The sequence below is a fragment of the Neisseria sp. P0009.S007 genome, from assembly GCF_051962515.1.
On the sequence record NZ_JBQCVF010000530.1, the window covers coordinates 1 to 1,026 of the forward strand.

Below are 1,026 nucleotides of genomic sequence, written 5' to 3' on the forward strand. Positions count from 1 at the left end.
CCGACAATGACAGTTGGTGTGTTTTCAATTCGATAAGTTTCCGTCAATTGCTGCATTTTTGCAGCAGCCGACGCGGCAGCAGGGCTATTGTAGGCTTGAAGCAGTTTTTGACTGTCAAAACTTGTCTGTTTACCAACCCATGATCGGAATACATTTGCATCAGCCAGGTTGATTTTTTGTTCGTAAACTGCTTTGAAGATGACTGGATTGGCCTGATATTTTAAACCTGAAAGATTGACGGCAGCGGCTACTTTAGCCAAGCCTAACATTTCAGGCATCCAAACGACGTGTTCTGTCCGTAAGGAAACATCTTTGGCAAAGGTTTTGCTGTGTTGCAACAAAACTGGATCGAGATGGTAACAATGGACGCAGAAGTAGCCGAAAAATTCTAGCACTTCAATTTTTCCGGCTTGTTGCTGCGGAATAGGGCGACTGAGGACAGTATAGTCCACGCCCTCGGTAGCAGCCTGCGCACTCAGACTGAGCAGGCTCAGGCTGAGTGCGGAAATGGTTTGTTTTATATGCTGCTTCATCAGTGATTCCATTATTTGCTAGAACGAATCAAGCTGTTGATATTATGGCCTTGCAGGTTTTTTTGCAGTTTTACAGCGGCTTCCTGCGGCATGGTATTACTTTGAACTCGGTAAATGGTTTTGTCGCCGTTTTGCGATTCAACCACTTTGGAAGAAACACCTAAAATAGCTAGTTTTGCACGTTGTGAGTCTGCGCTGGAGCGGTCTGCATATGAACCAAGTTGCAGGAAGGCTTTTTTACCGCTGTTCACAGCTGCTTCGGCTTTTTCTGCTGACTGTTTACTTGCAGTGTTGCTGCTTTCTTTTGTTGTAGAGGCATTTGCTGCTTTACGTGCTTTTTCGATGCTGCCGCTGTTGAGGATTTGCTCAGGTGTCGGCTTGTTTTGTTTTTTGGCTTCGGCTGCTTTTTTCTCAGCCAATTTGCGCTCGGCACGCTCTTTTTGTTTGTCGGTCAGTTGGTCGGCTGCTTTTTTATCTTTTGCAGTTTTATCAG

General features: G+C 45.3%; 2 protein-coding genes. Both read right to left on the reverse strand.

Going from position 1 to position 1,026, the window contains the following annotated elements; translation table 11 throughout:
* The coding region (locus ACTHS3_RS14555) for a thiol:disulfide interchange protein DsbA/DsbL (protein ID WP_440368319.1) at positions 1 to 533 on the reverse strand (533 nt) is incomplete at its 3' end.
* A gap of 11 nt (positions 534 to 544) precedes the next feature.
* Positions 545 to 1,026 (reverse strand): SPOR domain-containing protein (locus ACTHS3_RS14560; protein ID WP_440368320.1); only part of this gene is annotated, 482 nt, incomplete at its 5' end.